Here is a 23,514-nt window from a genome sequence, read left to right as displayed (position 1 = left end):
TCAATGCCCCCGAAGAAAAGCACCGCGAAGAACCTGGACGCCGCCCCGTCCACCATGAAGGAACTCAAGGACACCCTGTGGAAGGCTGCGGACAAGCTGCGCGGTTCCATGGATGCGTCCCAGTACAAGGACGTCATCCTGGGGCTGGTGTTCCTGAAGTACGTCTCCGACGCCTTTGACGAGCGGCGCGAGCAGATCCGCACCGAGCTGGCGGCCGACGGGCTGAACGAGGACCAGATTGGCCAGCTGATCGACGACGCGGACGAGTACACCGGCCGCGGCGTGTTTTGGGTTCCGGCGCGCGCCCGCTGGACCTTCCTGGCGCAGAATGCCAAGGGCACACAGGCCACCCTGGACGAACATGCCAAGAGCATTGGCGAATTGATCGACGACGCCATGGCGTATGTGATGGGCGCCAACCCGTCGCTGGCGGCCACGCTGCCGATGATCTTCAACAGGGACAATGTGGACCAGCGCCGCCTTGGCGAACTGCTGGACCTGTTCAACTCCGCCAAGTTCACCGGCCAGGGCGCCACAAAGGCGCGCGACCTGCTCGGTGAGGTTTACGAATACTTCCTGGAGAAGTTTGCCCGCGCCGAAGGCAAGCGCGGCGGCGAGTTCTACACCCCGGCCGGCGTGGTGCGCGTGCTCGTGGAAGTGCTCCGCCCCGACCACGGCCGCGTGTACGATCCCTGCTGCGGTTCCGGCGGCATGTTCGTCCAGGCCGAGAAGTTCCTCGAAGCCCACCACAAGGAGGGCTCGGAGATTTCGGTCTACGGGCAGGAATTGAACGAGCGCACGTGGCGGATGGCGAAGATGAACCTGGCCATCCATGGTTTGAACGGCAACCTGGCCTCGCGCTGGGGCGACACGTTTGCCCGCGACCAGCACCCGGACATGCAGGCCGATTTCGTCATGGCCAACCCGCCGTTCAACATCAAGGACTGGGCGCGCTCGGAATCGGACCCCCGCTGGAAGTACGGCGTGCCGCCGGCCGGCAACGCGAACTACGCGTGGATCCAGCACATCATTTCCAAGCTGGCGCCCGGCGGCTCGGCCGGCGTGGTCATGGCCAACGGGTCCATGTCCTCCAACTCCGGCGGCGAGGGCGAGATCCGTGCGCAGCTGGTGGAAGCCGATCTGGTTTCCTGCATGGTGGCGCTGCCCACCCAGCTGTTCCGCTCCACCGGCATCCCGGTGTGCACGTGGTTCTTCGCCAAGGACAAGTCGTTGGGTGCGCACGGTTCCGTGGACCGGACCGGCCAGGTCCTGTTCATCGACGCCCGGAACCTGGGGCACATGGTGGACCGCGCCGAGCGTGCCCTCTCCGATGAGGACATCGCCCTCATCGCCGGCACCTTCCACGCCTGGCGCGGTACCACGCCCGTCGAGCTTGTCGAGACCAAAACCTACGAAGACATCCCCGGCTTCTGCAAGTCCGTCACCCTCGCCGAGATCAAGGCTGCGGATTACGCCCTCACCCCGGGCCGTTACGTAGGTGCCGCCGAGGTTGAGGACGACGGCGAGCCCATCGAGGACAAGATCGCCCGTCTCTCTGCTGAGCTCTTCACCCAGTTCGACGAGTCGGCTCGCCTGGCAGCTGTGGTGCGCGAGCAGCTGGGGAGGGTTTCATGAGCTGGGAAACGCATAAGATCGAAGAACTCGCCTCCAGCGAAAAAGCTGCACTTGCTACAGGCCCGTTCGGTTCAGCGGTCTCGTCTAAACACTTTCGGCAGGATGGTGTGCCTATGTTGCGCGGCAGCAACCTAAGCGAAAATGTTGGCACAAAACTGAACGAATCTGATCTCATATTCTTGGAGACAGAGCTGGCCGAAACGTTTAGTCGAAGCACCGCCAAGCGCGGAGATTTGATATTCACTTGCTGGGGTACAGTCGGGCAAATTGGTCTACTAGGTCCGGATTCCCGGTACGAGAAGTACATCGTATCCAATAAGCAAATGAAACTGACGGTGGACCGCTCAAAAGTTGATCCTCTATTCCTGTACTACAACTTGAGCCAGCCCAAGATGATCTTCGAAGTACAGTCCCGAGCAATTGGCAGCACAATCCCTGGATTCAATCTTGGGCAGCTCAAGTCCTTGACCGTTAATATCCCCACCCTGGACGAACAACGCGCCATCGCAGAAGTCCTGGGCGCCCTCGACGACAAGATCGCCGCCAACACCAAGCTCGCCGCGACGGCGGATGACTATGTGCGGTCCATGTTCGTTGGACTAACGTCCGATGCCAGTGAAACCATCGCTATTGGCGAACTTACGTCGAACAGGAAGGACCTGATAGATCCCAGCACTTTGGGTCCCGAAGTTAGATACGTGGGCCTTGAACATATTCCACGGCGGTCCATGTGGCTAGATTCATTTGGGCTTGCTGACTCCGTGACGAGCACCAAAGCAGGATTTCACCCGGGCGACATCCTGTTTGGAAAGCTTCGGCCATACTTCCACAAGGTGGCTATCACGCCCTTCGCTGGCGTTTGCTCCACCGACATCCTAGTTCTAACTCCATCGTCGCAAGACTTGTCCGGCTTTTCCTTAGCTAGCGTTTCAAGTGACTACGTAGTGGAACGCGTGACCGCTGCAAGTGAAGGGACCCGTATGCCCCGAACGAGTTGGAAAGACTTGTCAGCGGTCCACGTGCCGTGGCCGGGGGAAGAGTCGGCTCGCGAATTCAGCGTCCAGGTTACCGCACTCCAGCGATCCGTTGAGAGCCTGATCCAAGAAAACACTAGCCTTGCGGCAACACGCGACGCGCTGCTGGCACAGCTCATGTCCGGCAAGCTCCGCGTCAAGGACGTCGAAGCGCTTGCAGCAGAGCACGTCTGACGTCCACGACGGAGAGTTACGCAAGTCGCTACTCTCCGTCGTAACCAATGTCTAGTTCGTCGTCGACTTCGCTCAGCTTTGCGATAGATACGTCTGGCATTTCTGCTGGGATGGCGAGATTGGATTTGGTCAGGCCGATCATGACGGCTGCGGCCATGCGTGCAGAGTCGTACATGCCACGGCAAGCGTCCGACTCGGCAAAGATCTTTACGAAATCATCCTCGGTGTACCTTTTTCCGTTCTCGATCAGCAGAGCACCAAGAAACACCGTGACCTGAACTTCTGAACCGGCGACAAGCAGCCATCCCATGACCGATCGGTCCTTGCCATCAGGATCGAGGGCACCATATGACACTTCCCAGACAATCTGCTCCGGGAAGTTTTCACCGACATCAATATTTGCTTCCAGAACGCTGTGATCGACAGCAACGAACGGGTCTGAAGACTTAAGTGTCATCATTGGGCTGCCCGAATTGCCCGCCGGAGCTCAGCGTCGGTCATCCTCCGGCTCCGCTCCTCTAACGACGTAGCCTTTCGGCGTTTAAAGGCCCGGAAATCTTCCATCCGGACAACACGATTAACCTGCTTCGCCGCTCTTGCATTTTCGTTGACCATATTCAGTTCAAGGCGTGCCCCCAACATGTGAAGAGTCTTCGCCAGATTCCGGACCGTAATGTTTCGTTCACCTGCCAAACGCGCTGTCACTTCACTTTTGCTGACGTCCAGGGCACGCGCAAGCTCGACCCGGGCCATTCCAGACTTCTCCAGCGCCTCAGCAATGAGTTCGCTCGCGTCGATCATGGCCGCCTCCTCCGCGTAGGCTAGCGCAAACTCGGGATCATCAGAGTCAAAAATTCCCATTCTCCGAACCCTTCATTTTGTTGCTGCGTCCCTGTACGCCGCCAAAGCTTTGTCAATCTCTGCGCCCACGGCATGGTCTTTGGGTTTGTCCCTCCCATGAGTTGCCCACCAATACGGTTCATCATGCACCAGATAGAGGCGATATTTGTCTACTTTGAGCTCGACCACGACCGCTCCGTCAGATTCGCGCTGTAGTGTCCGAAAGTTCTCGGGCGACTTTATAGGTTTTCCATCCCGCAGGTACTCAAAATATCTTCGATATCGAGCCTGGTACCTCTTCTCCAAGTGCCGGATAAACTCGGCAGCGTCACACTTTCCTGACGTCCGCACAACCGCGAGCACCCACGGACAATCATCAAGAAGCTCTACCGAATGCCCGCCGAGTTCAGTCATAACTGAACTACACCTCCACTGTAGCAGATCACAGCTACGCTCAACGGCGGCAAGAACGCCCGAATCCGACGTGCGTCTGTCACGCCACGGCTAGCCATGTCTGGCCCCGACGTCTGCTTTATTGTGCTGATTGCAGCTGGCTGCAGGTGAGCCATGATTGGAACGCCACCGTCGGACTGAAGGTCCAGCTATTGCACCCGATTTCGGGTGTAATAGGCTCCGAACGGCCGTATGTACCCACTTTCGGGTGCATTGGCCGCCCGCGTGACAGTACGCCCTGACGGGCCTTTCCCTGGAACCCAAGTGCCGCGCGTTCTATCCTGAGCCCCGGTCAGTACATCTCCACGAGCTCCTCGTTCAGCTCCTCCTTGTCGAACGCCTTGGGGTCCAGCCTCTCCCCGTCATCCATGCCCAGCCACTCGCGATATTCGGCATGTTCCTCATGGGCGGGGTCGTTGACGGCCTCCACCACTGTGGCCCAGCCCCACACCCCACCGCAGTCTTCGGCCGGGCCCCGGCCGCGGCCGCCGGTACAGCGCACGGCGGGCACACCGGCGTCGTGCGGCAAGGTCTTCTCCAGGGTGATGGCGTGCACCCAGTCGTCGCCAAAGTCGTAGGTGTAGGTGATCGAATCCTTTTCCGCCGTCAACAGCTCGCCGATGGTCACGGACGCCTCATCCAGGGGCGGGTCGCCAAACCCGTCGTCGTCACCGCCGGCCGGGCCATAGGAGGTGCCTGGCCACCCGCCGACGCGGAACTCGTGCAGGTGGTAGCCAAGCCATTCAAAGCTCATCTGGATGACCCGGTGCATCTGCTCCAGCGTCAGGTCCGAACGAACCAGCAGGCGGCGCCAGATCGGCGGCTTGGAACCCTTCAGCATGACTTTCAGCTGCAGGATGTGTGCCGGTGCGAGGTTCTTCCGCTTCCGGGACGGCTGTTTCTTCGGCGCATCGGGCTGCCGGGCCGGCGACCCCGGCAACAGCGGTCCCGCGCCCCACGGATCACCCCACGGATCGTCGGCGTCGTCGGGCCCATCCGTCAACGCGCCCTGCATGACGGCCGCAACAGCCGGCACCACGGCGGGCGGCACCGTGATGACCTTGTCCAAGGTGACCAGACCCAATTCCGCCAGCTCATCCATCCGTTCCTGCAGGATTGCGGCGGCATACATGTCCAGGTCCAGGCGCTGCAACTTGGCCGGGTCGGTCAGCACCTCCACAGGAAAGGGCTTCTCCGTGCAGGCGGCATAGAGGGCAGCCGTCTGCGCCATGCTGGCCTGGGTGACTGCCGGGTCCCAATCATTCTCGCCATAAATGGCGACGGCCAGGAATTTGGCCATGAAGTCGCGCAGCACTTCCAGGCCCCCCGGATGTCCCGGCTCGAGGAACTCCTCGGCAAGCGGCGTGGGCCACGCCTTGGTGGAGCCGATCTCGATGAGGTCGCTGGCTTCCAGGGCGGCCCAGAACTTGACGAGCATGGGGACCTGGTTCATGGAATTGACTGTCACCATGGCTTCGGGGGAAGCGTCTCCGAGATCGTCCATGGGAAGCGGTTCCCGTTTGGCGTTGCGTGCCGCTCCCCTGGCCGCCACGCCCACGGCCGCAGCGGCACCTTCGATCTCCTTCAGGCGCAAGGCACCGGTGCTCGTGACCGTCCTGCCGTCGCCCAGCCATAGCAACAGCCTTTCCAGGCGCCGGGCGAGCCCCGTCCCCGCCAGGCCGGCCAGCTCCTCTTCCTCCATCAGTGTCGGCGCCACGATTTCGGGCAGAGATGCCTCGCCATCCATGTGGAACAGCTCGTCCACAGCATCGAAGTTCTCTTCTGTCCCGGTCCAGGCCCCGGTTTCCCCGAGGAATTCCACATAAACGTGGATTGCGGCGAAGGCGAAGGTTATGCCGTCCTCATCATCTTCGTCGTACCCGCTGATGGTCTCCGCCACGGCCAGCCCAAACGGCCCCGGTTCAAAGTTGGTCGCCTCCGACGACGGCGATGCCTGGAAGTAGGCGGCAACAAGCCGCTTGACGGGCCTGAGAATTTCCAGGGCCTCTTCGGCCCTGCCCCCCTCTGTTTGCCGGCACCACTCAACAAAGGCCGGGGTGACGGCGTCGACGGCTCGTTCCGCCCTCAAATCACTCACCGAGGTCACGCTTCGCTGTGCGGCACTCTTGTGTTTGGTCTTCTTGGCCATGCGGTTCCCTCCGCGTTGCAGGATGGTCAATAGTCTCGACAGTCAAGTCTAGTGGCGGGGCGGGCGAGAGCCCGGGCGGGCGACAAACATTTGCACGTCGGCCAGCCAACAAGTAAGCCAGCCAGCGCTTGATCCCCGGATTCCTGCGGAAGTTCTGCCCTTCTCGCGCGTCAACAATTAAGTTTTGACGGCCGAACAATTGCGGGACGACGAGTCCACAGCGCAGCGCGCCGAAGTGCGACATGTAAAGAAAAGGGCCAAAAGTTTAAACGTCACGAGAACATGCAAAAGAAGTTGCAATGGTTATCCACAAGACGTCGGACACTGATAACCCCTCCTATCGCTTCACGAAGGCGTCGCGACAACCCCGGGCTGGTACCGTCAACACCAAGTGCAGAATCACGCGGGGGAGAACACATCATGGCAGTGGCGGGAACGGGCTTTTCCGAGGCCGACTGGGAGGGCCTCGCCCTGGAACAGCTGGCCGAGCCGCTCGGCTGGAAACCCGTCCGCGGCGAGGACATTGCCCCGGGCAGGGACGAGCGCGAATCGTGGTCGGAACTGCTCATCCGGCCCCGGATGCTCGCCGCCCTCCAAAAGTTCAACCCCACCGTCCCGATGCAGTACCTCAAGCAGGCGCTCGCGGAAATCACCGCCCCCAAGTCCACCGACGCCATCACCGAAAACCAGCGCATTCACGCCTGCCTGGTCCAGGGCTACCGGCTCAGCTACATCGACGCCGACGGCACCGACGTCAACGCCACCATCCACCTGCTCAGCCGCGACCCCGACCAGAACAACTGGCTCGCCGTCAACCAGGTCACCCTCGTGGCCGGGGACTACAAGCGCCGCTTCGACCTGGTGCTGTATTGCAACGGCATGCCGGTGAGCATCATCGAACTGAAAAAGGCCGGCAGCGCCCAGGCCGACCTCGCCGCCGCCCACGCGCAGCTGCAAACCTACCTGCGTGAATTCCCCATGGCCTTCCGCTTCTGCGTCTTCACCCTCGCCAGCGACGGCATCCAGGCCAAATACGGCACCCCGTTCACCCCGTTCAACCACTTCTCCCCCTGGAACGTGGACGACGACGGCGTGCCCGTCCCACCGGGGTTCACCCTGGACGGTGAGGCCGTCACCGGGATGGAGACCGCCCTTCAGGGCCTGTACAACCAGGACCGGTTCCTGCAGCTGCTCAACGACTTCACCGCCTTCGACGAAAACGCCGACGGGCTGAGCAAGCGCATTGCCAAGCCCCACCAGTATTTCGCCGTCACCAAGGCCGTGGGAAATACGGTCCAGGCGGTCGAATCCAACGGGAAGGCCGGCGTCGTCTGGCACACCCAGGGATCCGGCAAGTCCATGGAAATGGAGCTTTACACCAACCGCGTGATCCGCCACCCCCGGCTGAAGAACCCGACGGTGGTGGTCATCACGGACCGCAACGAGCTCGACGGCCAGCTGTATGAGACGTTCGCCCAGAGCCAGCTGCTGCCCGAGGCGCCGCGGCAGATCCGCCGCCGCTCCGAGCTTCGGGAGGAACTGGGCAACCGCACCACCGGCGGCATCTACTTCACCACGCTGCAGAAGTTCGGCCGCAGCCAGGCCGAGAAGGAGGCCGGCACGGAGCATCCGCTGCTTTCGGACCGGCGGAACATCATCGTGGTGGTGGACGAGGCGCACCGCAGCCACTACGACGACCTGGACGGCTACGCCCGGCACCTGCGCGACGCCCTGCCGCACGCGACCCTGATCGCGTTCACGGGCACCCCGATCTCCTTCGATGACCGCAACACCCGCGACGTCTTCGGCGACTACATCGACATTTACGACCTCACCCGTGCCGTGGACGACGGCGCGACGGTGCCGGTCTACTTTGAGCCGCGCCTGATCAAGGTGGGCCTGGCCGGTTCGGTCACCGAGGAGCAGCTGGACTCTGCAGCCGACGACGCCACAGTGGGCCTGGACGTGACCGAGCGGGCGCGCATCGAGGCAAGCGTCGCCGTCGTCAACGCCGTGTACGGCGCGCCGGAGCGCATCGCCGCACTGGCTGCGGACCTGGTGGAGCACTGGGAGGGCCGGCGGACCGCCATGCACAAGTTCATCTCCGTGGCGGGCAAGGCCCTGATCGTTGGGGGCACCCGCGAGATCTGCGCACGGCTTTACAGCGCCATCGTGGCACTGCGCCCGGACTGGCACTCGGCCGAGCTGTCCGGAGGCCTGATCAAGGTGGTCTACTCCGGCGACGCCACGGACCGGCCACCGGTGTCCGACCACGTGCGCCGCGACTCGGAGAACGCCGTGGTCAAGGCCCGGCTCAAGGACCCCGACGATGAACTGGAACTGGTCATTGTCAAGGACATGATGCTCACCGGCTTTGACGCCCCGCCGCTGCACACCCTGTATCTGGACCGTCCCTTGAAGGGTGCCCTGCTCATGCAAACCCTGGCCCGGGTCAACCGCACCTTCCGCGGCAAGGAGGACGGGCTGCTGGTGGCCTATGCGCCGCTGGCCGACAACCTGGCCAAGGCGCTGGGCGAATACACGCAGTCCGACCAGGCCAACAAGCCCGTGGGCAAGAACGTGGATGAAGCCGTCGCCATGACCGTCACCCTGCTGGGCACGCTGGGGCAGCTGCTGGCCGGCTTCGACTGGAAAGCCGTGCTGAACAAGGGCGGCCCCAAGGCCTGGATCAACGCCGCCACCGGCGCCACCGCCTACCTGCGCGACCCCGCAACGCCGGGGAACGCGCCGTCGAACGGGGAAACGCTGGCCTCCAGGTATCGGCGGTACAGCGGGCAGCTCTCCCGCGCCTGGGCGCTGTGCTCGGGCTCGGCCGCGCTGGCGCAAATGCGCCCCGAGGTGCAGATGTATGAGGAAATCCGGGTCTGGATGGCCAAGTACGACGCGGCCGAACGCCAGGCCTCCGGCGAGCCCATCCCCGAGGACATCCAGCGGCTGCTGGGCGAGCTGATTGCGGGGGCGACGGCGTCCGGCGAAGTGCTGGACATCTACTCGGCGGCCGGCATGCCCAAGCCGTCGCTGGACGACCTGACGCCGGAGTTCATCGCCAAGACCAAGGGCGCGCGGAACCCGCAGCTGGCCATCGAGGCGCTGCGCAAGCTGGTGTCCGAGGAGTCGGTGGCGACGACGCGGAACAACGTTGTGCGCCAACGCGCGTTTTCCGAGCGCATCACCGAGCTGATGAAAAAGTACACGAACCAGCAGCTCACTTCTGCTGAAGTCATTGCCGAGCTGGTGGAACTGGCCAAGGAAGTGGCCGCCGAAGGCAACCGCGGGCAGCATTTCAACCCGGCCCTTAACTCGGATGAGCTCGCGTTCTACGACGCCGTGGCCTCCAACGAATCCGCCGTGGAAGTCCAGGGCGAGGGAAAGCTGGCGGAGATCGCCCGCCAGCTGGTGCGCGTCATGCAGCGGGACATTCGGACGGACTGGACCGTCCGCGACGATGTCCGCGCCAAGCTGCGTTCATCCATCAAGAGGCTCCTGGTCTTGAACGATTATCCGCCGGACAAGCAGCCGGAGGCCATCAAGCTGGTCATGGAGCAGATGGAGTCGATGGCACCGCGGTTCGCGGAGGCGCGGTAGCGACGACACAAAGCAAAGTACGACGTACCCCACCGACAAGCCGGAACGAAGGACCAAATGAATCTAACTGTACTTTCAGGTAACGGGCTCAGCACAGCGTTTAACCCGGATTTGAGACTCGATCTACTCTGTCACGAGGTTATACGCCGAATAGATGCTTCGAACGCCCAAATTGGTGATAGCGAAGAACGGGATCTTCCCCTCCAAACAGTCGCGAATCTCATGGCTGAAGTTGCTAGGCACCTTGACGGAAACGACCCAACAGAGGACTTCGAGGTGTTGATCGGTGCGTTCGTGGCTCAGCGCCACGCGATCCAACACATGAACAGGCTTGCGCGCGCTTTGGCACCCGAAGACGAAGTTCTGGCTCAAGCGTTGGCTGAATCAGCGAAGTTTGCTAGGAGTGTCAGCGACGAAGGAATTAGCCACGTACTCGAAATCATCAGTGAACGGTCTATGGCATACGCAGAAAGACAGGCTCCCCTCGAAAATTTTGTAGAGGCTATTGCCTCAGCCTTCCCGGGTAAAATCACTTTTGCGAACCTCAATTACGACACCATGCTCCATGCGGCTCTGCTCGGAACAGTGAAATCAGAACTCTGTGATCTTGCGGACGGGCGAAGGAAAATTACAGTCAAGGACGAAGACGGAAAAATCTTTTCGTGCGTTGCCTTGCGCACTACCCTCAGTTTCCCTTCAACGACCAGGATTAGGCTGCTGCAACTTCACGGTTCCTATTCGTGGTGGTACGACCCGGAACAAGAAAAAACTGAACTGGTGGTTCGATTCGAAGCGTGGCAAGTGCGAGACGAATCATTTCTTGCCCAAGTTCGTTCTGAAACTATGAATTTACGCCCAGCCGTTGTTCTCTCCAATCAACTCAACAAGACGACCGAAATTCGGAGTTACCCATTCTCATTGGCCTATGAAGGCTTTGGGCTAAGCCTACGTAGTTCGAGCCATTGGCTTATCGTTGGATATTCATTTCGCGATGACGCGGTGAATGCGTCATTGCGCGAAGCACTTGGGGAACGTGATCGCTCGGCTCGCCCGAAGGTTCTTGTCATAACACTCGGAGTCTCACCTTCACGTAAGGAAGTGGAGCAAGCTCTGGGATGGGGAAAATCCGAGGGCCCGTCAGATTGGCTCACATTCCATAGAGACGGCGTTGTCGATGCGACGAAGTCGAACGACTGGACAAACTGGTCTTGTAGCAGCTAAGTCGTCCGCTACTTAACCGCCGCAAGTCCTCACCCTATCGCCGGCGATTTACCTGGTGACGTCTTCCAGCATTTTCACGTAGCAGGCCATGCCCAACTGCTTTATGGCTCGGCTACGAAACATTGGGACGCATTCGCATTATCTCGATGCTCCACCGAGCTAGACACCGTCAGACCACCCCTCGTTCGTCATCGATAGATGGCAATCGCCCTCAAAAGCAGTGCTGGGCCAGAGAGCTCGGCTTCATCGGCCGCAATGGTGACCCCAAGAGCTTCTGCGGGCTCAATGAAGTTGCCCACGACCGCAGTTAGAGTGTCTCGTTCGAGCTTGGTGACCGGCGCGTCGGCTGTAAGCCTCAATGTTGGCCATTTGTCACCCTCTTCCAGCACCATTTCAACCTGAGCTACCACTGTATATGTGCCGTCGAGGCGTCCAAGCCCACCAATAAGCCAGTTGGCGTCGAGAATAACAGCAACCGCCGGTCCGGCGTCGCCTTCGGGGCGCAGCATTGCCAAAACCTCGTCAGTACCGCCTAGCAGTGCTTCCAAGCTTCTTAGGCCAGCTTTGGTTCCTTTTAGCTCCTCACCCTTTTGCGCAAAGGGCGAGCTTTGATCCTGAGCTTGGGCTGCAAACCAGCGAAACAAGCGAAACAAGGTTTGGAGAGGAACGATTTGCAGAGCGCCACTGACTTCGAGTGTGTCTCCCGGCTCCACCGCTGATAAGACCGTGTCATCCCATCCACTGAATGTTCCAAGTGCCTTCTCTGCAACTATCTTCTGATACCAAATCTCAAATATGGAAAACCTTGTGCGCGTCCGAACGACTTCTTCTTCGAATGAGCTAATCGTCTTCTTGCCACCTTCGATTTTTCCACCGAAAGCCCCCGCGCCGGCGTTGATACTACCCGAAAAACCGCCATCGCGTGCTTGATTAATCTTGGCAACAACTTCGTCAATTTTCCCGGACTCAATCGCCGACAGGCTATTCATGACAGTTGAGTCATCAAGATATACGTACCCACGATGCACGCGTTTCTTCGGCGGATTGTAAGCTGCCATCATTCATCGCACCTTTGGATAGGATGTCTAACCACCTTCTTCAGTATATCTTGCGCGACCCTGCCGCAACATACGTGGTGCCTAACCTCGAACTTTCATGACACGAGGTTTCTGGTGGATCAGGGCTGACCGTCTGCCTGATGGTTCCCATTGTGGCATTTGGGTGTGACATTCTGGCCGCTGACCTGTGGGGCGGTGGTCGGTGACGGTTCCACACCGGTCACGGTGGTGCTGGTACTTGCTTCTGATGAGTGGCGGATGGTCGGGCTGGCTGCCGTCTATGGCGGGCTGAGCGCGGCGATCCGTTTCACTGCCTTGAGCAGCAATTGCACCTCTGGCGCTTTGGAGGCCAGGTGAAGGGTTGTTTGGCGGGCGTGTTTGGCGAGTTTCCCGCCGATTTCAAAGAGCCTGGCCCGGAGCTTCTTCGGTTCCCACCGACGGGCCTTAGAGTCGTTGAAGCCGATCATCTGGGTCCAGGCCATGAGCTCTGTGGCCATCATGACCACATGGCACCAGAGTTCGTTGGCTGAGAAGGATTTGAACGGCAGGTTCGCGAAACCGGTGTCCTTGGCATTGCGGATCCGATCTTCACAGCGGGCACGGAGCCGGTGGCTGACGTCAAGGTCAGCCAGTTGGCCGTGTTCCTGGTTCGTTGCAATGGCCGTGTACCGGTGCCCGTCGATGTCGGTGATCCTCAACTGGGCGCCCACGTGCGGGATTTCCTTGCGGACAATGATCCGCATCCCCTTCGGCCAGCCGGAAAGGTCGAGCATGCCGGTGATGTCGGCAACCCAGGCGCCGTCTCGTTCTGTACCGTCGCTGTCGTAGGCCCGGGTCCACCCCTTCTTCGGAATCAGCGGCAACACATTGGCAACGGCATCGCTGATCGTGAACCCGACAGAATAAGAGAAATTACGCCCCTTGGCAGTGAGCCAATCTAGGAACCCGTGCGTGCCACCGGCAGAGTCCGTGCGGATCATGATCTTCCGCCCGGACCGCCACCCCTTCGGCAACTGCTTAATGGAGTCCTTCACGACCTGGATGTGGTCGGCGACCGTGTTCGAGCCGGCATTGCCGGGCCGCAACAAGGTGGCCAGGGGCTCTCCTGTACCTGTGCCGCCGTGGTCAATGAAAGAACACAGCGGGTGGAAGCCGAAGCCCTTCTTCCACGTAGGCCGGGCATCATCCTTCTCCGAATGGGAATTCACCAGGGAAGCATCAAGATCGATGACCAGCGGACTCTTCCTGCTGGCACCATGCAGGGGCGAGGCTTCACCGGCCTGTTCCCACACATGCGCCCTCGATGCGGCACGGGCCTTGTTGATCGCCGCCAACACCTTCGCCGGTTGTGCGGTGGCCAGGACCTTGAAGAGCCGGCTGATCGTGGGATCAGAGGCGATCAAGCCGTACACGTCGGGCTCGTTGCGGAGCCGATCAATATCGGAGACGAAGTCTCCACCCGTTGCCAGCGACAACGCCAGGTCCGTGAGGATCTTGCCAGGGTGGTGTGTGGCGAACGGCTTACGCCATGGCTCCAGCACTCCTGCCAGTCCGGTGGTCAGACCGGATGCCTTCAGCATCTCCGTCAGGACGATCCCGCCGCCCTGGGACACAACCCCGCCCCCGGTGGCATCAACTCGAACAGAGGGGTAAAAACCGGTAATGTTGTTCACCTGCAAGGTGCTCCTGAAACTGTGTAGAAAATGTTGTGTGGTAACTACATTTTCCCATGTCAGAGGCACCTTTCAGGCTTTAATGACGCCGCGAAGTCACACCCGCGATGAAATCTCGAGGCTAATCTGCACAAAAAGCGCCCCCGCCGACGTCAACCAGCGTTGGGCGCCCACCCGATCGCCGGGGCAATGTACTTGGCGATGTTCTCCAGCATCTTCACGTTGTAGTCCACGCCCAGCTGGTTCGGCACGGTGAGCATGATGGTGTCCGCGGCCTGGACGGCGGCGTCGGCGGCCAACTCCTCAGCCAAAACGTCCGGCGGACCCATGTAGCTCTTGCCGAAGCGGGAGAGCAGCCCGTCAATCATGCCCACCTGGTCCTTGTTTTGGGCCTGCGAGCGCAGCCCGAAGTACATCCGGTCCACGTCGTCCACCACGGGGATGACGCTGCGGCTGACCGAGACACGCGGCGTGAACCCGTGCCCGTGCGCGGCCCATTCGTCGCGGAACACCTGGATCTGTTCGGCCTGGAGCTGGTCGAACGGCACCCCGGTATCCTCCGTCAGCAACGTGGAACTCATCAGGTTCATGCCCTGCCGGGCCGCCCAGACCGCCGTGGCACGCGTGCCGGCACCCCACCAGACGCGCTGGGAAAGTCCTGGCGAGTGCGGTTCGATGCGCAGCAGCCGTTCGCCGCCCATGTAGGCGTGTTCACCCGGCTCGGCCACCCCCGCACCGGAAATCGCATGGCGGAACGCTGCCGTGTGGCGCCGGGCCATGTCGGCAGCCGTCTCGCCGGCCTCCGGGTGGTAGCCAAAGTCGGCCGCACCGTTCGCGGCCGGTTCGGGTGACCCGCGGCTCACGCCGAGCTGCAGCCGGCCGTCGCTGATCAGGTCCGTGGCCGCCGCCTCCTCGGCCATGTAAAGGGGATTTTCGTAGCGCATGTCGATGACGCCGGTGCCGATTTCAATCCGGCTGGTGCGTGCGGCAATGGCGGCCATGAGCGGGAAGGGCGACGCCTGCTGCCGGGCAAAGTGGTGGACGCGGAAAAACGCGCCGTCGATGCCGAGCTCCTCCGCCGCAACGGCCAGGTCAATCCCCTGGTGCAGCGCATCCCGGGCGGAGGCCGTCTGCGAGCCGCGGCCGGTGCCATAGTGGCCGAAGGAGAGAAAGCCTATGCGTTTGGTGCCAATGGTTTCCATAGTCGTCACAACACGGCCCCGCCACGGGCTATTCCATGCGAATGCATGAAAGCTCCCGCGGCGGGGCGTGGCCGGTCAGGCCGGCAGGCTGCACGCAGTTCAGCGCTTCTTCAGGTGGGATACCGGGTCGGCATTTTCGATCGAGGAGCCGCGGGCCTTCTTCTCGGCACGCTTGGCCTTGATGGCGTGTCCCTTGTCCATCTTCTTGTGCTCGTGGTGGTGTGGCTGTTTGTCAGGCATGGTCAGCTCCTTGGTCATCATCTGGCTAGCTACGCACAAGGCCGAGCGGTCCAATGCGCCCCTCATTTGAACGTTACGCCTGTTTGCCCGACACCAAAAGGGGCGGTTCCCGGCAGGCGTCCCGGGTGTCGACAGGCTCGACCGGCGGGCAAGGTCCGGGTCTCGACAGGCGCGGTCTCGACGCGCTCGCAGGGCTCGCTGCTCGACCACCGGCAGGCTCGACCGGCGTCTCAGGACTCCTGGCGCCAGGAGTTCCACAGCGCGGCGTAGGATCCGCCGCGTTCGAGCAGTTCGTCGTGCGAGCCCAGCTCTGTGATGCGGCCCTGGTCCACAACGGCGACCCGGTCGGCGTCGTGCGCGGTGTGCAGGCGGTGCGCAATCGCCACCACGGTGCGCCCCTGCAGCACGGCGCTGAGCGAGAACTCCAGGTGGCGGGCGGCGGCCGGGTCAATCAGCGAGGTGGCCTCGTCCAGCACCAGGGTGTGGGGATCGGCCAGCACCAGCCGGGCCAGCGCCAGTTCCTGCGCCTGCCCGGGCGTCAGGGTGTGGGCGCCGGAGCCCACCTCGGTTTCCAGCCCGTCGGGGAGGGCACGCGCCCAGCCCAGGGCGCCGACGTCGGCCAGGGCCTGTTCCAGCTCGTCATCCGTTGCGCCGGACTTGCCCAGGCGCAGGTTGTCCGCCAGGGTGCCCACGAACACGTGGTGTTCCTGCGTCACCAGCGCCACCTCGCCGTGCAGCTCGTCCAGGGGGCGGTCCACCAGGGGCACGCCGCCCACCGTCACCGTGCCGCCCGTGGGCGGGTGGATGCCGGCGATCAGGCGCCCCAGCGTGGACTTGCCCGCGCCGGAGGGCCCCACCATGGCCAGCCGCTCCCCCGGCCGCAGCACCAGGTCGATCCCGTGCAGCACGTCGTGGCCCGGGCGGTAGGCATAACGGGCACGGTCCACCACCAGTGAGTCGTCGGCGGGGACGGCGTCCGTGGCGATCCTGTCCCCCTGCACGTCGCGGATGCCCACGATGCGGGCCAGCGACGACGCGCCCACCTGGATCTCGTCAATCCACATGATCAGCAGGTCCACGGGGTCAATGAGCTGCAGTGCGTACAGTGCCACGGTGGCCACCATGCCGGCCGTGACGGCACCCTGCGAGGCCAGCCAGCCGCCCCACAGCAGCACGCCGGCCACGGGGAGCCAGAAGGAAAATTCGGCCACCGGGAACATCACCGTGCGCAGCCCCAGCGTGTATTTCTCCCGCTCAAAGCAGCCGCGCAGGGCCGCGTCGATGCGGCCGCGCCGGTGTGCACCCAGGCCCAGCGCGTCCACCGTGCGGGCACCCTCAATGGTTTCGGTGATGGCGCCGTTGAGCACGGCATAGCTTTCCCGCTCCGCCAGGTACCCGGCCGTGGCGCGCCGGAGGTACCAGCGGGTCACCGGGACCAGCAGCGGCGCACCCACCAGCAGGCCAACCGCCAGCACGGGGCTGGTAAACACGGCCGCGGCCACCGTCAGCACTATCGTCGCCAGCGACACCAGCACCTGCGGCACGCCAAAGCGCACGGTGTGCGAGACGGCGTCGACGTCGTTCGTGGTGCGCGAGACGAGGTCGCCGGTGCCGGCCTTTTCCACCGTGGAGAGCGGCAGCGAGGTCACCTGCTCCATGAACTCCTCGCGGAGCTGGGCAAAGACCTTCTCCCCCAGCACCATGCCGGTGCGCTGCGCCCACCGGGACAGCAGCGACTGGACCAGCACAAAGCCGGCGAGCGCCAGCGCCACGGCCGCGACAAACCCGGGCGTGGTGCCGCGGGCGACGGCGTCAACGAGGCGCCCCAGCAGGAACGGCCCCGCCAGCCCGGCCACGGCGGCGAGCACGTACAGCCCCACCACAAAGGCGAGCGGCCGGCGGTGCTGGCCCATCAGGCGCAGGCCTTCCGCCCGCACCGTGGCGGAGTCCGCCACGGGCAGCTTGGAACCGCCCATCACTGCACGCCCTTTCCGACCGGTTCGTGGTTGTCCCCGGTATGTTCGACGCCGGTGCCTGAGTTTTCGTTGTTGCCCGCCGGGGTGCCGCCGTCCATCCCCTCCCCGCGGATCACCACCTTGCGGTAGGCCGGGACCGTGTCCAGCAGCTCGCGGTGGGTGCCCCGGGCGCGGATGGTCCCGTGCTCCAGGAACGTCACCGTGTCCATGGCGTCCAGCAGCAGCGGGCTGGCGGTCACCACCACCGTGGTGTTTTCCGCCGTGCTGCGCTTGCGGCGCAGCGCCGCGGCAATGCGCTGTTCGGTGTGGGCGTCCACGGCGCTGGTCGGTTCAATGAGCACGAGCACCTCCGCATCGGTCAGTACGGCACGGGCCAGGGTGAGGCGCTGGCGCTGGCCGCCGGAAAAGCCTCGGCCCTTCTCCGTCACCTCGTCGTCGAGCCCGCTTTCCAGCCCGTCAAAGACGTCGGCGGCGCTGGCCACGTCGAGGGCGGCCATGATCTCCGCGTCGCTGTGGCTCCCGGCCGGGTCCAGTTCCTCGCGCAGCGTGCCGGTGAACAGCTGGGGTTCGGCGTCGGAGACCACAATGCGGGAGCGGACCTCGCGCAACGGCACCAGGTGCAGGGCGGCACCGCCCCAGCGGACCTGCGCCTCCCGCAGCACGGCGTCCTCGAAGCGTCCCAGTCGCCGCGCCAGCTCCGCCGACTCGGCGGGGTCCGCGGACACCACGGCGCTGAGCGTGCCGGGGACGGCCACCACGCCGGTGGCCGTGTCCACCAGGGCGCTCGGCGAGGAGGGCCCCGGGACGGTTGTGCCGGCGTCGTGCACGGCGGACGGGGTGGCCAGGACGTCGATGATGCGCCGGGCACCGACGTGGGCGCGGATGAAGCGGGACACGGCGTCGGCGGCGGTGCGGATGGGCGAGACGAGGAACACGGCGTAGCCATACAGGGCCACGAGCTGGCCCGGCGCGATCTGCCCGGACACGGCCTGCAGCGCGCCGATCCAGGTGAAGGCCACACTGAAGGCGCCGACCACCAGGACCTGCACGGCGTCGAGGTCGGCCAGCGAATAGGCCACCTTGTTTCCGGCCAGCTGCGTGTCCCGCGAGCGCTCCCGGTAGCGCTGGACGAAGATGTGCTCGCCGCCGATCCCGCGCAGCACGCGCAGCCCGGCCACGGTGTCGGCACCCAGCGCCGTCATCTTTCCGGCGGCCTCGCGCTGTTCCTTTTGGCGGCGTTGCAAGGGACGGATGACGAACAGCAGCATGGCGCCGCAGAGCGGGACGCCGAGCAGGACCACCAGGCCCAGCTGCCAGGAGGAGCGGAACACCAGATACGTCACGAGCAGGTAGCCGACAACGGAGCCGGCCAGGCGGGCGCAGACGTCGAAGATCTCGCCAATGCGCATGGCATCCGACGCCGAGGTGGAGACCACCTCGCCGGTGGAGAACTTTTGCGGCAGGGCATCCCCGCTGCGCGTGACCTTGTGCCCCACCAGCTGCGCGGAACGGTACGCGGCCTGCATCCAGCTGCTCACGGCCGTGCGGTGGCGCAGCGTGGCCGCCCCGGACTGGAGCAGCGTCAGGGCCACCAGCAGCGCCACCCACAGGCCCAGGCGCCGGAAGTTGCCACCCACGATCCCCTGGTCCACCGCCAGGCCCAGGACAAACGGGGTCAGCGCCTGGCAGGCTGTCCAGACGGAGCCGTACACCACGCCCGCCAGGAGCGTGGCACCTTCCGCGCGGGCCAGCCACCACAGGAAACGGGCGGGCGATCGCAGGTCCGGGGAACCGGCGTCGGGATAGGGAAATGCACGCACAATGGCCTTCTAAAAAGTGGGGGGAGGCAGGCAGGACGCGATCCAGCGGTCCGCAGGCGGCGGCGCGATCAGCGTGTGGTGGGTTGGCTGCTGTTCTCTATCTCACAATTACCCACCCTAACGCAAAATATCCGCCAGATGGAAGGGGTTTTGCCGGACCATCCTGGCGGTGCCCCTGCCGGTCCGGCCCTTCCCGGGCGCGCAACCGCGGGGACCATCTCCTAGAATCGTCTATAGGCTACTGCGCGAACACCGCCGGCCAGACAGGAAAGGGGTGCGGCCTTGGCCACAGACCACGCCTTGCGGCACGACCAGCTGGTGCAAAAGGTGGCACACCTGTACTACATGTCCGGCGCCACCCAACTGGAAATCGCCTCCGCGGAAAACCTCTCCCGCGCCACCGTGTCGCGGCTGCTGGCCGAGGCCAAGCGGCGCGGCGTGGTGCAGATCCGGATCGGCCCGCCGGTGGACAGGATGCCCGAACTGGAGGCCAGGCTGCGGTCCACGTTCAAGCTTGCCGACTGTGTCATCTCCATGGACCGTCCCCGGTCCCTGTATGAGAAGAACAACCGCCTGGGCTACGTGGCCGCCCGTTACCTGGAAACCCACCTCGACGGCGTGCGGCAGCTGGGCGTGGCCGCCAGCCGGACGCTGTCATCCGTGGCCAAGTCGCTCAGCCCCGGGGTGCGCAGCGAACTGACAGTGATTGACCTGCTCGCCTGCCCGTCACGGCTGGACCGTTCCGGCGACGAACGCATCCACGTCGGCGAACACATCTGCCAGCAGCTGGGCGGGAACTTTGTCCCTGTCCCGGCCAACTTCCTTTACCGTGACCCCGCCGCCCGGCTGAAGGCGCTGGAATCCCCCGAGGTGGCCTACGGGCTGGAGCTGGGGACGCACAGCGACCTGGCCCTCATCGGGCTCGGCTCCATGCAGCGCTTTGACGGCACCGGCACCTACAGCCCGGTGTCCCCCACCGCCCTGGCAGACCTGGCGGCAGCCGGTGCGGCCGCCCACCTGTGCGGCCATTTCTTTGACCACCAGGGCCGCGAGGTGGTTTCGGAGGTCACGGACCAGCTGGTCGGCATCACCCTCGATGACCTGCTGAAGATCCCGCGCCGCATGATGGTCACCGCCGGGCCGGCCAAGGTGGTGCCGCTGGCGGCGGCCATCCGCGGCGGCTACGTCAACGAACTCGTCACGGACGAATCCACGGCGCGGGAACTGCTCGCCACCTTCCGTTGAGGCCGCCTTCCGGCACGGGTCCGGTATCGCGCGGCGGTCCGTCCGCGGCGCCGGGCCGCGGCGGGAGGACGACGGCGCAACGCACGTGCCGCCGTCGTCCGCCGGGCGGGCTAGCGGAAGAGCCCGCTGTAGGCGCTCAGGGCCGGCTGCCCGCCAAGGTGCGCGTACAGGACGTTGCTGGAGGCCGGGATGTCCCGGGACCGCACCAAATCGATCAGCCCGGCCATCGACTTGCCCTCGTAGACGGGGTCCACGATCATCCCTTCAAGTGAGCCGGTGAGGCGGATGGCGTCCAGCGTGGATTCGACCGGGATGCCGTAAAAGTCGCCCGCCCAGCCTTCCAGCACGGTGATTTCCTCCTCGCGCAGTTCGCGCCCCAGCCCGATCAGTTCCGCGGTGTGGCGGGCGATCCGGCCCACCTGCGCACGGGTTTTCTCGATCGTGGCGGACGCGTCAATGCCAATGACGCGGCGCGGGCGATCCTGGCCGGCAAAGCCGGCGATCATGCCGGCATGGGTGGAGCCGGTGACAGTGCAGACCACGATGGTGTCGAAGAAGATGCCCAGTTCGGCCTCCTGCTGCTGGACCTCGTAGGCCCAGTTGGCGAAGCCCAGGCCGCCGAGGCGGTGCTCGGAGGCGCCGGCGGGGATGGGGTACGGCTTGCCGCCGGCGTCCTCGACGTCCTTGATGGCCGCCTCCCAGCTGCTGCGGATGCCGATGTCGAAGCCGGCCGCGTCGAGGCGGACGTCGGCGCCCATGATGCGGGAGAGCTGGATGTTGCCCACGCGGTCGGACAGCGGGTCCGGCCAGTCCACCCAGTTTTCCTGCACCAGGCGGGCCTTCATGCCCAGCTTGGCGGCGACGGCGGCCACCTGGCGGGTGTGGTTGGACTGGTAGCCGCCAATGGAGACCAGGGTGTCTGCTCCCTGGGCGATGGCGTCCGGGACGATGTACTCCAGCTTGCGGGTCTTGTTCCCGCCAAAGGCCAGGCCGGAATTGACGTCCTCGCGCTTGGCCCAGATCCTGGCCCCGCCCAGATGCGCGGACAGGCGGGGCAGCTCATGGACCGGGCTGGGTCCAAACGTCAGCGGGTAGCGTTCAAAGTCTGACAGTGCCACGGCAGGTCCTCAGGGTTTGGGAGTGGCGCAGGTCACGCCGTTCTGGTTATGCAATATATTGCATGTTGCGTACAGGGTGTGTCAAGGGTGCCTGGACAGCCCCGGACGCGGGATAGCATGGGCACCATGCCCACCCCCGCGCCCCACGGCATCCACAAGCGCCCCTTGCTCCGCGACGACGTCTACAACTCCATCCGCGACGCCATTGTTGACGGCACCTTTGGCCCCGGCGAACGGCTCAAGGACCCCGAGCTGGAACAGTGGCTGGGCGTCAGCCGCACGCCCATCCGCGAGGCGCTGTTGCGGCTGGAACGTGCGGGGCTGGTCAAGGCGACACCCGGCCGGGCCACCATCGTGGCGCCGCTGGATCCCGCTTCGACCGTCAGCGCCCAGCAGGTGGTGGCGGCCATGCACGAGCTCGCCGTCCGCCTCGCGGTGCCCCTCCTTGGCCGGGAGCAGCTGGCCGCCCTGACCGAGGCGAACGGCCGCTTCGCCCACGCCCTGGAGCACGACGACGCAGATCTCGCCCTGGCTGGCGACGACGCCTTTCACGCAGTGTTTGTCCGTGCGTGCGGGAATGACATGGTGCCGGCCGTCCTGGACCAGGCCCTGCCGCTGCTGCGGCGCGTTGAACGCCGGCGCTTCAGCTCGCACGCGGCGCGCCATTCGGTCACGGCCCACGCCGAGATCATCCGGCTGGCCGGCCTGGGCGACGCCGACGGCGCGGCCCTGGCCACGCGCAACAACTGGCTCTCGCTGGGGGCCGGGGAGCAGGGCTGAGCGCAGGTCCTGGCCGCGCCTGGCGGCACCCGCCGCTGGTGCGGCCCGGACAAAGCCGGCCGGACTTCCTGCCGGCAACCGTCAAGGTCGAATAGGCGGGCCAGATCCGCGCCCACCAGGACCAAGCGAAATATTGTGCGGGCACAACCCTAGGGGCCCGGCGGAACCGCAGTAGAGTCGCGGACGACCAGTTCGGTGGCCAGCTCCACGTGCAGGGAATCCAGGGTCTCCCCCTTGGCCAGCCTCAATACCGAGCGCAGCGCCGCCCGCCCCATTTCCTTCAGCGGCTGCGCCACCGAGGTCAGCCGGGGCAGGGTCTGCTCCGCCAGGGCCGTGCCATCAAAGCCCACCAGGCTGATGTCCTCGGGGACCCGCACATTTTGGCGCCGGGCTTCATCCAGGACCCCCAGGGCAATGTCATCACTGCCGGCAAAGATGGCGGTCGGCGGTTCCGGCAGGGCGAGAAGGTTCGCGGCGCCCGAGGCGCCAAAAGCCTGGTTGAACCCCCCGGCCAGGGCGTACCCGGGCCTGGCCGGAATCCCGTGGCCCATCAGGGCCGCCAGATAGCCGTGCAGCCGGGCCACGCTGCACTCGGCGGCCTCCGGCCCGCCCAGATAGGCTATGCGCTCATGCCCCAGCGCAATGAGGTGCTCCGTGGCCGCCTTCCCGCCGGCCCAGTTGGTGGCGCCGACGCTGACAAAGCCGCTGTGGGGCGGGTTGAGCGGATCAATCACCACCACGGGGATGCTGCGGCGCTTGAAGGAATCAAGCTGCTTTCCGGTCACCTCCGACGTGACCAGGACCAGCCCCTTGCGCCCGGATTCCACCATGCGCTGGGCCCACTCTTCATGGTTTGCATTGTGCAGCTTCCGTGGGGTGACGCTGCTCAGCACAATTTCAACCCCCTCGGCGGAGGCGTAGTCGAGGATGCCCGTGAGCACTTCAAGGGAGTACTGGGTGTTGATGCCGTCGAACACCAACTCCACCATGGCCGGCCCCGCGGACCGTGAACGCCGCTGCACGGGCGATTCGTAGCCGAGACGCTCCAGCGCCTCCTGGACGCGGGCGCGGGTGCCGGCGGCGACGTCGTCCCTGCCATTGATCACCTTGGACACCGTGGGCGCCGAAACACCCGCCAGCGCCGCCACGGTGGCCAGCACCGGCTTGGACCGCTGTGATTTCTCGCTCATCACTACCCCTGGATTTCGAAAAGTTTCTTCCCCTGAAGTGTGCATTCTTCCAGTTACTCACGTCAAATTCGCCATTATTTTTCTTGACATGTGATGCGTG

At 64.2% G+C, this 23,514-nt stretch carries 18 protein-coding genes; 6 read left to right on the top strand and 12 right to left on the bottom strand.

What is annotated here, in order from left to right; all coding sequences use genetic code 11:
- Positions 1 to 3: 3 nt before the first annotated feature.
- The gene (locus MMF96_RS01720) at positions 4 to 1,635 is read left to right on the top strand and encodes a class I SAM-dependent DNA methyltransferase (RefSeq protein ID WP_256882330.1); all 1,632 of its coding nucleotides are present in this window, start codon (positions 4 to 6) and stop codon (positions 1,633 to 1,635) included.
- Positions 1,632 to 2,843, top strand: a complete 1,212-nt coding sequence (locus tag MMF96_RS01715; protein ID WP_256882329.1) for a restriction endonuclease subunit S — start codon at positions 1,632 to 1,634, stop codon at positions 2,841 to 2,843. The genes MMF96_RS01720 and MMF96_RS01715 overlap by 4 nt, the downstream gene beginning before the upstream one ends.
- A gap of 28 nt (positions 2,844 to 2,871) precedes the next feature.
- Here the strand turns inward: MMF96_RS01715 and MMF96_RS01710 are convergent, their stop codons facing one another.
- The 4 genes from MMF96_RS01710 to MMF96_RS01695 form a co-directional block, all read right to left on the bottom strand.
- Complete coding sequence (locus tag MMF96_RS01710; protein ID WP_256882328.1) at positions 2,872 to 3,303, bottom strand: hypothetical protein; 432 nt, start codon at positions 3,301 to 3,303, stop codon at positions 2,872 to 2,874.
- Complete coding sequence (locus MMF96_RS01705; protein ID WP_256882327.1) at positions 3,300 to 3,704, bottom strand: helix-turn-helix domain-containing protein; 405 nt, start codon at positions 3,702 to 3,704, stop codon at positions 3,300 to 3,302. Before MMF96_RS01705 ends, MMF96_RS01710 begins: the two co-directional genes overlap by 4 nt.
- A 12-nt stretch (positions 3,705 to 3,716) precedes the next feature.
- Entirely contained in the window at positions 3,717 to 4,097 is a 381-nt protein-coding gene (locus MMF96_RS01700) for a hypothetical protein (RefSeq protein ID WP_256882326.1), read from the bottom strand.
- A 331-nt stretch (positions 4,098 to 4,428) separates the two neighbouring features.
- Positions 4,429 to 6,285, bottom strand: coding sequence for a plasmid pRiA4b ORF-3 family protein (locus tag MMF96_RS01695; RefSeq protein WP_256882325.1), 1,857 nt, complete (start codon positions 6,283 to 6,285; stop codon positions 4,429 to 4,431).
- 420 nt (positions 6,286 to 6,705) lie between these two features.
- On the opposite strand from MMF96_RS01695, the gene MMF96_RS01690 reads away from it, so the two are divergent.
- Positions 6,706 to 9,891 (top strand): type I restriction endonuclease subunit R, encoded by a 3,186-nt coding sequence (locus MMF96_RS01690; RefSeq protein WP_256882324.1) that lies wholly within the window; start codon positions 6,706 to 6,708, stop codon positions 9,889 to 9,891.
- Positions 9,892 to 9,948: 57 nt separating this feature from the next.
- The gene (locus tag MMF96_RS01685; RefSeq protein ID WP_256882323.1) at positions 9,949 to 11,112 is read left to right on the top strand and encodes an SIR2 family protein; all 1,164 of its coding nucleotides are present in this window, start codon (positions 9,949 to 9,951) and stop codon (positions 11,110 to 11,112) included.
- Between the two features lie 188 nt (positions 11,113 to 11,300).
- Here the strand turns inward: MMF96_RS01685 and MMF96_RS01680 are convergent, their stop codons facing one another.
- The 6 genes from MMF96_RS01680 to MMF96_RS01655 all read right to left on the bottom strand — a co-directional run bounded on the left by MMF96_RS01680 (position 11,301) and on the right by MMF96_RS01655 (position 19,081).
- Positions 11,301 to 12,173 (bottom strand): hypothetical protein, encoded by an 873-nt coding sequence (locus tag MMF96_RS01680; protein WP_256882322.1) that lies wholly within the window; start codon positions 12,171 to 12,173, stop codon positions 11,301 to 11,303.
- A gap of 275 nt (positions 12,174 to 12,448) precedes the next feature.
- Positions 12,449 to 13,843, bottom strand: coding sequence for an IS1380 family transposase (locus MMF96_RS01675; protein WP_176618749.1), 1,395 nt, complete (start codon positions 13,841 to 13,843; stop codon positions 12,449 to 12,451).
- 152 nt (positions 13,844 to 13,995) lie between these two features.
- On the bottom strand, positions 13,996 to 15,045 hold the full coding sequence (locus tag MMF96_RS01670; protein ID WP_256882401.1) for an LLM class flavin-dependent oxidoreductase: 1,050 nt from the start codon (positions 15,043 to 15,045) through the stop codon (positions 13,996 to 13,998).
- A gap of 99 nt (positions 15,046 to 15,144) precedes the next feature.
- On the bottom strand, positions 15,145 to 15,285 hold the full coding sequence (locus MMF96_RS01665; RefSeq protein ID WP_176615214.1) for a hypothetical protein: 141 nt from the start codon (positions 15,283 to 15,285) through the stop codon (positions 15,145 to 15,147).
- A 230-nt stretch (positions 15,286 to 15,515) separates the two neighbouring features.
- Positions 15,516 to 17,261: an ABC transporter ATP-binding protein gene (locus MMF96_RS01660; protein ID WP_256882321.1), complete on the bottom strand. Its 1,746-nt coding sequence runs from the start codon at positions 17,259 to 17,261 to the stop codon at positions 15,516 to 15,518.
- Positions 17,261 to 19,081, bottom strand: a complete 1,821-nt coding sequence (locus tag MMF96_RS01655; protein ID WP_256882320.1) for an ABC transporter ATP-binding protein — start codon at positions 19,079 to 19,081, stop codon at positions 17,261 to 17,263. The genes MMF96_RS01660 and MMF96_RS01655 overlap by 1 nt, the downstream gene beginning before the upstream one ends.
- Positions 19,082 to 19,363: 282 nt before the next feature.
- Here MMF96_RS01655 and MMF96_RS01650 point away from each other — a divergent pair, with 282 nt between their 5' ends.
- On the top strand, positions 19,364 to 20,326 hold the full coding sequence (locus MMF96_RS01650) for a sugar-binding transcriptional regulator (RefSeq protein ID WP_256882319.1): 963 nt from the start codon (positions 19,364 to 19,366) through the stop codon (positions 20,324 to 20,326).
- Between the two features lie 110 nt (positions 20,327 to 20,436).
- On the opposite strand, the gene MMF96_RS01645 is transcribed toward MMF96_RS01650, so the two are convergent.
- Complete coding sequence (locus tag MMF96_RS01645) at positions 20,437 to 21,444, bottom strand: 1-aminocyclopropane-1-carboxylate deaminase (RefSeq protein ID WP_256882318.1); 1,008 nt, start codon at positions 21,442 to 21,444, stop codon at positions 20,437 to 20,439.
- Positions 21,445 to 21,570: 126 nt separating this feature from the next.
- Between MMF96_RS01645 and MMF96_RS01640 the strand changes: the two genes are divergently transcribed.
- Positions 21,571 to 22,224, top strand: coding sequence for a GntR family transcriptional regulator (locus MMF96_RS01640; protein WP_256882317.1), 654 nt, complete (start codon positions 21,571 to 21,573; stop codon positions 22,222 to 22,224).
- Between the two features lie 149 nt (positions 22,225 to 22,373).
- On the opposite strand, the gene MMF96_RS01635 is transcribed toward MMF96_RS01640, so the two are convergent.
- A complete protein-coding gene (locus MMF96_RS01635) occupies positions 22,374 to 23,414 on the bottom strand; it encodes a LacI family DNA-binding transcriptional regulator (protein ID WP_176615219.1) in 1,041 nt (346 codons plus the stop codon).
- Positions 23,415 to 23,514 lie beyond the last annotated feature (100 nt).

The sequence above is a fragment of the Arthrobacter sp. STN4 genome, assembly GCF_024539665.1.
In the GTDB taxonomy this organism is placed as follows: Bacteria; Actinomycetota; Actinomycetes; order Actinomycetales; family Micrococcaceae; genus Specibacter.
Note: the sequence above shows the minus strand (reverse complement) of the source record. Positions and strands in the feature narration are given on the sequence as shown.